This is a genomic window from Kitasatospora sp. NPDC091257 (assembly GCF_044757675.1).
Taxonomy (GTDB): Bacteria; Actinomycetota; Actinomycetes; order Streptomycetales; family Streptomycetaceae; genus Kitasatospora; species Kitasatospora lactacystinica.
Genome location: NZ_JBIVVI010000372.1, coordinates 1 through 7,257 on the forward strand (window position 1 = coordinate 1; position 7,257 = coordinate 7,257).

General features: G+C 71.3%; 5 protein-coding genes. All 5 read left to right on the forward strand.

The features are described 5' to 3' along the window. Positions 1 to 71: 71 nt before the first annotated feature. The 5 genes from ACIQOV_RS18690 (at position 72) to ACIQOV_RS18710 (ending at position 7,202) form a co-directional block, all read left to right on the forward strand. The gene (locus ACIQOV_RS18690) at positions 72 to 887 is read left to right on the forward strand and encodes a hypothetical protein (RefSeq protein ID WP_401049716.1); all 816 of its coding nucleotides are present in this window, start codon (positions 72 to 74) and stop codon (positions 885 to 887) included. 34 nt (positions 888 to 921) lie between these two features. Beyond that, entirely contained in the window at positions 922 to 2,172 is a 1,251-nt protein-coding gene (locus ACIQOV_RS18695) for a hypothetical protein (protein WP_401049718.1), read from the forward strand. Positions 2,173 to 2,179: 7 nt separating this feature from the next. Continuing rightward, positions 2,180 to 3,754 carry an SCO6880 family protein gene (locus tag ACIQOV_RS18700; RefSeq protein ID WP_401049720.1) on the forward strand — a complete coding sequence of 525 codons (1,575 nt, stop codon included), beginning with the start codon at positions 2,180 to 2,182 and terminating at the stop codon, positions 3,752 to 3,754. A gap of 102 nt (positions 3,755 to 3,856) precedes the next feature. Continuing rightward, positions 3,857 to 5,206, forward strand: a complete 1,350-nt coding sequence (locus ACIQOV_RS18705; RefSeq protein ID WP_359915075.1) for an ATP-binding protein — start codon at positions 3,857 to 3,859, stop codon at positions 5,204 to 5,206. 196 nt (positions 5,207 to 5,402) lie between these two features. Further along, positions 5,403 to 7,202, forward strand: a complete 1,800-nt coding sequence (locus ACIQOV_RS18710) for a bifunctional metallophosphatase/5'-nucleotidase (protein WP_401049722.1) — start codon at positions 5,403 to 5,405, stop codon at positions 7,200 to 7,202. The last annotated feature ends 55 nt before the right edge of the window (positions 7,203 to 7,257 follow it).

Below are 7,257 nucleotides of genomic sequence, written 5' to 3' on the forward strand. Positions count from 1 at the left end.
CCCCGTCCGCGCCCGCCCCCGGACGGAGGGCCCCCGGAGCCGCCCCGGCTCCCCGCACCAGGAGGGCCGCCGTGCCGTTGTCCGACGACCAGCCGCGCACCCGTACGCGCCTGCCGGTCGGCGAACAGTCCTCCCCCACGTCGAACCACCGTCAGACCCGCCCGCTGCGCGCCCTGCTGGCCGTCCTGGCCGTCGTCACCCTGCTCGTGGTGGCCATCGCCGTCGCCAACCGCGTCGCACCCGGCACCAGTACCGGCAGCGACGGCTCCTCCGCCGACCGCGCCGGACCCGGCACCGGCGCCGGCCCCGCCCCCAGCGGCGACCAGCCCGTCGGCACCACCGTCAACGGCATCCCGACCGGCTACGCGCACACCGAACCGGGCGCCCAGTCGGCCGCCACCAACTACGCGGTGGCGATCGGCTCCGCGGACATGTTCCGCACTGACAGCCGGCACGGCATCGTCGCCACCATCGCCGACCCGGGCGCCCTGGCCGGGCTCCAGAGCCGGCTGGACCAGGGCTTCGGCGGCGACACCGCCACCCGCTACGGCCTCGACGCCCAGGGCCGAGCGCCCAAGGGCCTCACCTTCGTCAGCCGCACCGTCCCGGTCGGCACTAAATCGACGGGCTACAGCGAAGGCGACGCCAAGGTCGAGGTGTGGTGCACCGGCCTCACCGGCCTCGCCGGCGAACGCTCCGTCCAGCCGGTGACCACCAACTGGTTCACCCTCACGCTCTCGCTGCACTGGACGGGCAGCGACTGGAAGCTCACCGACTACACCAGCAGGCAGGGCCCCGCACCGGTGCCCGCAGACCAGCAGGCCGCCACCGCCGATGAGATCACCGGCGCCGTCCAGCAGTTCGGGGGGTTCCGTTTTGCGCGTTGACCAGACCTCACGCCGTTCCGGCACACGGCGCCGTGTGGGCACCCTCGCCGGTGTGCTGGCCGCCTTGCAGGTGGCGGCGCTGTCGGCGGCCCAGCGGGTGTTCGCAGAGCCTTCGCCGACGGCCACTCCGACGCCCAGCGCCAATGCCAATTGCCCTGACCTGCCGATCTCAGGGAACGGCATTCTCTGCGTGGACAAGCCCGGGGGGAGCTCCCTCCCCGGGAGCGGCACCGTCGGGGCCGTGACCGACCCCCTCGGGTCGTTGGCCAAGAGCTGTGCGCAGGCCGCGGCGTGGGTGGTGCGGAAGTTGTCGGGGGCGATCGACGGGACGACGCAGGTGGACTTCACCAATGTGTCGTTCCTGCAGCAGTACGCCGTGGTGTTCGCCGTGTCGACGGTGATCACGCTGGTGCTGTGGCTGCTGGCGGTGGCGAAGCGGGCGGTGCGGGGGGCGCCGTTGACGACGGCGTTCTCGGAGGCGATCGGCTTCCTGTGGCTGACGGTGGTGGCGTCCGCGTTCACGCCGTTGATCCTGTTCACCGTGGTGAGCGTGACGGACGGGCTGACCAAGGCGATAGCGGTCGGGACGAAGACGGACACCGGGTCGTACCTGGGTGGGTTCGCCGACACGCTGGAGAAGGGTGACGTGGGCGGCGGTCCGCTGATCCTGGTGATCGTGTCGCTGGTCGCGGTGCTGGCGGCGGCGGTGCTCTGGATCGAGCTGCTGATCCGGGCGGCGATGCTGTACGTCGGCGCGCTGCTGGGGACGGCGGTGTACGCGGGGCTGGTGGACCGGCAGCTGTGGAAGCACGTGCGGCGCTGGGCGGGCGTGATGCTGGCGGTGGATCTGGCGAAGCCGATCATCGTGGTCATCCTGGGCCTGGCGGGGGCGGTGGCGACGGGGTCCGGGGCCGACGACGATTTCGCCCGGGTGCTGTCCGGGTTGGCGATCCTGTTCCTGTCGATCTTCGCGAGTGCCGCGGTGTACCGCTTCGTGCCGGGTTTCGGCGACGAGCTGCTGAACATGCGCGGGGCCCGGGCCAACGCCGTGCAGGCCGGTTCGGCGATGATCAACGGCACCGCGAACCTGATGAAGCAGGGCATCACCACCCACGGCGACCGCGGTCCGCAGGGGGCCGGCACGGGTGGCGGGGGTGCGGGCGGCGGTTCGGTCGCGCCGGGCATCGCCGCCCACGCGGGCCGGACACCGTCCCCGCCGCCGCAGGGCGGGCCGCCGCAGGCCCCGGTTCCGATCCGCGACAGCAATCCAGCGAAGGGAGGGTGACGGGTAAGTGAGCAGTGAACCGCTCGGCCAGTACGGTGCCCAGTACGCCCAGCCGTACGTGCACCAGCGCCGCACCTACCTGATCGGCAAGGCCCGCCCGAACGCGCCGATCGGCCGGAACCGGGAGTCCGGCGAGATCGTGCTGATCATCTTCGGGGCCTTCCTCGGCATGCTCTGGGGCCTGCTGATGCCGGTCCTGCCGCTGCGGATCGGTGGTCTGGTCGGTCTGCCGGCGCTCGCCATCGCGGCGGTGTACGTGCCGTACCGCAAGCGGACGTTCTACAAGTGGGTGGAGATCAACCGCACCTACCGTCGGACGGTCCGCAGCGGTCGGGCGGTGTGGCGTTCGGACGTGATGGACGCCGGCACCCGGCTGGACGGCCGGGAGGTGGAGGTGGGCCCGCCGCCCGGGGTGGGGCGGCTGCGCTGGCTGGCGGCGCCGTTCGGGCCGGACGAGGTCGGGGTGCTGATGCACCTGGAGCGGCGTACGGTGACGGCCGCGATCGAGATCGAGGGTCCGGGCGTCGGTCTGCGCGACTCGGAGGACCAGGAGGCCCTGGTCGACCGGTTCGGGACGCTGCTGAAGCACGTCGCCAACGGGGACGGTTTCGTGACCCGGTTGCAGATCCTGGCCCGTACCCTGCCGGCGGACCCGGACGCGCACGCCAAGGACGTCGAGCGGCGCGGTGACTCGTCCTCGCCGCGCTGGCTGCAGGACTCGTACGACCAGCTCCAGTCGATGGTGTCGACCTCTTCGGAGCAGCACCGGGCGTACCTGGTGGCCTGCATGCACTACACCCGTGACCTGGCGGCCGAGGCGCACGCGATGGGCCGGACGGCCACCGGGCGGCGGGCGCGGGACGACGAGGGGCTGGCGGCCGTGATGGCGCGCGAGCTGACGGACATCTGCGCCCGGCTGGCCGAGGCGGACATCCGGGTGCGCCAGCCGCTGGGCCAGGCCCGGCTGTCCTCGCTGCTGCACTCGATGTACGACCCGGACCACCCGATCGACCACATCCAGGCGATGTCCCGGCGCAACGCCTGGCCGGCCGAGCTGGACGCGACCCAGCCGCAGTACCTGCAGGCGAAGACCCGGGAGTCGGCGACCCGGGAGCCGTGGTGCCACGCCACCGCGTGGATCAAGGAGTGGCCGCTCACCCCGGTGGGCGTCAACTTCCTGGCGCCGCTGCTGGTGCACACCCCGGACGTGATCCGGACGGTGGCGGTGACGATGGACCTGGAGCCCACCGACGTCGCGATCGAGCGGATGCTGACCGAGAAGACCAACGACGAGGCCGAGGCCAGCCGTGCGGCCAAGATGAACCGCACGGTGGACCCGCGCGACCTGGCCCACACCGGCCGGGTGGACCAGCGCGGTGACGACCTGGCCTCCGGCGCGGCCGGGGTGAACCTGGTCGGCTACATCACGGTCTCCTCGCGCAACCCCGACGCGCTGGCCCGCGACAAGCGGACCATCCGGGCCTCGGCCGGCAAGAGCTACCTCAAGCTGGAGTGGTGCGACCGCGAGCACCACCGGGCCTTCGTCAACACCCTTCCGTTCGCCACCGGCATCCGCCGCTGAGCGCACCGGCCGACCCGCGCACCCGCGCACCCGCGCACCCGCGCACCCGCGCACCCGCGCACCCGCACGTCCGTCCACCGCTGACCCGTCAGGAGACCGCCCATGGCGCTCGGCAACCTCACCGATGCGTTCACCAGCCTGATGTTCGGCAAGGTGGAGACCACCCGCCTGCCGGTGCGCACCTCCACCGGCCAGGCGCAGGCCGTCTACCTGCCCACCGCCGCCCCTGGGCTGGGGGACTCGGGTGTGATCATCGGCCGCGAGGTGTACAGCGGCAAGGGGTACGTGTACGACCCCTTCCAGCTGTACGGGCAGCAGCTGCCCGCCCCGCACTGGCTGGTGCTCGGGGAGTCCGGCAACGGCAAGTCGGCGCTGGAGAAGACGTACGTGCTGCGGCAGCTGAGGTTCCGTGACCGCCAGGTCGTGGTGCTGGACGCGCAGGGCGAGGACGGCGTGGGCGAGTGGAACCTGATCGCCAACGCGCTGGGCATAAAGCCGGTCCGGCTGGACCCGATGGCGGCCCGGGACGGCGGGGTGAAGCTCAACCCGCTGGACCCGGCGATCACCCAGACCGGCCAGCTGTCGCTGCTGCGCACCATCGTCGAGGTGGCGATGGGGCGCGGGCTGGAGGAGCGGGCCGGCTTCGCGCTGAAGGCCGCGCACGCCCATGTGGTGGCCTCGGTGCAGGACCGCCAGCCGGTGCTGAACGACATCATCGACACCCTGCGCAGCCCCGAGCTGTCGTCGGTGGAGTCGCTGGGCGTGGCGGTGGACGAGGTGCAGTCCTGGGGCCTGGACGTGGCGCTGGTGCTGGACCGGCTGGTCGACGGTGACCTGCGCGGCATGTTCGACGGGTCGACCACCGACGGCATCGACCTGGACGCGCCGCTGATCGTCTTCGACCTCTCGCACATCGACCGCAACTCGATCGCGATGCCGATCCTGATGGCGATCGTCGGGGTGTGGCTGGAGCACACCTGGATCCGGCCGGACCGGAAGAAGCGCATCTTCCTGGTCGAGGAGGCCTGGCACATCATCAACAGCCCGTTCGTGGCCCAGCTGTTCCAGCGGCTGCTGAAGTTCGGCCGCCGGCTCGGCCTGTCCTTCGTGGCGGTGGTGCACCACCTGTCCGACGTGGTGGACGGCGCGGCCGCGAAGGAGGCCTCGGCGATCCTGAAGATGGCCTCCACCCGGACGATCTACATGCAGAAGGCCGAGGAGGCGCGGGCCACCGGTCGGGTGCTGGGCCTGCCGCGCTGGGCGGTGGAGATCATCCCCACCCTGTCGCCGGGCATCGCGGTCTGGGACGTCAACGGCAACGTCCAGGTGGTCAAGCACATCATCACCGAGGCCGAGCGCCCGCTGGTCTACACCGACCGCGCGATGACCGAGGACGCGGTGGCCGAACGGGTGCGTGCGGAACGGCAGTTGGCTTCCGAACCGGGCGTCTGAACGGGGTCGTCGGGGCTCTTCCGCACGCTCTCCGCATCCGGCGGACGGCGACGGTTCGTCAGTAGGTAATCCTCTCGTTACGTTCGACGTCCTGACAGCTACGCGCGTTGACCCTAGGCTTCGCAGTCGCAACACATGTTCGAACGCCGATGCTGTCCACAGCCGGTGCTCCTTCCAAGGTGCAGGGGAACCCTTCATGCTCACCGTCAGATCCCGACGGACGGCGCTCGCCGTCGTCGCCGCCGCAGGTCTGTTCGGCACGGTGGTCGTGCCGACGGCCGCCCAGGCCGCCGACGCCAACGCCAAGCGCCACAAGACCGTCAACCTCCAGCTGCTGGCGATCAACGACTTCCACGGCAACCTGGAGCCCCCGGCCGGTTCGTCCGGCACGATCAAGGAGATCGACCCGGCCACCGGCAAGGAGGTCGCCACCCCGGCCGGCGGCATCGAGTACCTGGCCACCGAGCTGCGCAAGGCGCGCATCCCGGCCGACGACTCGATCACCGTCGCGGCCGGCGACATCATCGGCGCCAGCCCGCTCACCTCGGCGCTCTTCCACGACGAGCCGACCATCGAGGCGATGGACAAGCTCGGCCTGGACGTCACCTCCGTGGGCAACCACGAGTTCGACGAGGGCGCGCAGGAGCTGCGCCGCATGCAGGACGGCGGCTGCCACCCGACCGACGGCTGCTACGAGCCCGGCCGCACCTTCAAGGGCGCCAACTTCAACTACCTGTCGGCCAACGTCACCGACGAGAAGACCGGCAAGCCGCTGCTGGCCCCGTACTGGATCACCAAGTCCCAGGGCGTGAAGGTCGGCTTCATCGGCGTCACCCTGGAGGGCACGCCGAACATCGTGACCGCCGAGGGCGTCAAGGGCCTGAAGTTCGCCAACGAGGTCACCACGATCAACAAGTACGCCGCCGAGCTCAAGGCCAAGGGCGTCAACTCGATCGTCGCGCTGATCCACGAGGGCGGGTACCCGGCCAGCAGCGTCTACAACTACGACTGCGGCGCGGCCGGCCAGGGCATCTCCGGCCCGATCGTCGACATCGCCAAGAAGATCGACCCGGCGGTCGGCGCCATCGTCACCGGCCACACCCACAACGCGTACGCCTGCAGCATCCCCGACCCCAACGGCGTCCCGCGTTCGGTGACCAGTGCCGCCTCCTTCGGCCGGCTCTTCACCGAGATCGACATGAAGCTGGACAAGACCACCGGCGAGATCGTGCGCCCCTCGGTCAAGGCCGAGAACCACGTGGTGCGCCGCACGGTCGAGAAGGCGCCCGACATGACGGCGCTGGTCGACCGCTACTCCAAGCTGGCCGCCCCGATCGCCAACCGTCCGATCGGCTACATCGCCTCGGACATCAACGGCCGCGGCAACAGCGACCTGGAGAAGCCGCTCGGTGACGTGATCGCCGACGCGCAGCTCGCCGGGCTCGCCCCGGCCGACAAGGGCGGCGCGCAGGTCGCCTTCATGAACCCCGGCGGCATCCGCTCCGACCTGGTCCACAAGGCCTCCGGCGGCGAGGGCGACGGCGTGGTGACCTACGGCGAGGCGTTCACCGTCCAGCCGTTCACCAACATGATGCAGGTCAAGACGCTGACCGGCGCCCAGCTGATCCAGCTGCTCCAGCAGCAGGTGAGCGGCTCCAACGCCGCCGCGCCGAAGGTCCTCCAGGTGTCCTCGAACCTGCACTACACCCTGGACATGCGCAAGACCGGCGCGGACCGGGTGGTCCTGGACTCGGTCCGGCTGAACGGCGCCCCGGTCGACCCGGCCGCCACCTACCGGGTCGCGGCCAACGAGTTCCTGGCCGGCGGCGGCGACGGCTTCCCGGCCTTCGCGGCCGGCACCGACAAGCTGGTCGGCGCCTCGGACCTGGACGTCTTCGCGACCTACCTGAGCGCCCACAGCTCGGCGGCCTCGCCGCTCCAGGCCCCGGCGCAGGACCGGATCAAGATCATCGGCCCGGGCAGCGACATCGACTGACCGTGAGCCGGCCCGGGAGGGGCGGGTGGGGCGCTGTCGGGGCGCCCCACCCGCC